General features: G+C 50.2%; 1 pseudogene. It reads left to right on the plus strand.

What is annotated here, in order from left to right:
• Positions 1–781 (plus strand): annotated as a pseudogene (locus HMPREF3093_RS09945) (YSIRK signal domain/LPXTG anchor domain surface protein); the annotation flags it as partial.

Genomic DNA, 781 nt, shown 5'->3' on the forward strand with positions numbered 1-781 from the left:
TGACTCAGCCGTGCCAATCGACTTGGATAGTCCAATGACTTTCGAAGATGGCCAGCCAACTAAGACGGTGCCAGGTGTCGGGGTCTACACCATTAACCCAGATGGTTCGATTACCTTTACCCCAGATAAGCAATACGTTGGGACCCCAGCACCAGTCACTGTTAAACGCGTGGACAAGAACGGTACTGAAGTCACCGCTAAGTACACCCCAACTGTGACCAAGGTAACGCCAACAAGTACTGATGCCACATCGAATGGTGTTCAAGGCCAGCCACAAAAGGGCAAGCCAACATTCACCGAGGGTGATCCATTGGTGCCACTTGATGATACCAAGCCAATGACCTTCGAGGATGGCACAAGTACTAAGAAAGTTCCAAATGTTGGGACCTACGTCATTGAATCAGATGGTACGATTACCTTTACGCCAGACAAGCAATACGTTGGGACCCCAGACCCAGTTACTGTTAAGCGTGTGGACAAGAACGGTACTGAAGTCACTGCTAAGTACACGCCAACTGTGACGAAAGTAACACCAACAAGCACTGACGCTACGTCGAACGGCGTTCAAGGCGTTCCACAAACAGGAACTCCAGTCTTCACACCAGGTGACTCAGCCGTGCCAATCGACTTGGATAGCCCAATGACCTTTGAAGATGGGCAGCCAACTAAGACTGTGCCAGGTGTCGGTGTCTACACCATCAACTCAGATGGCTCTGTCACCTTTACACCAGACAAACAATATGTCGGGACCCCAGATCCAGTGACAGTTAAACGTGTAGAC

Source organism: Abiotrophia sp. HMSC24B09, from assembly GCF_001815865.1.
Lineage (GTDB): Bacteria > Bacillota > Bacilli > Lactobacillales > Aerococcaceae > Abiotrophia.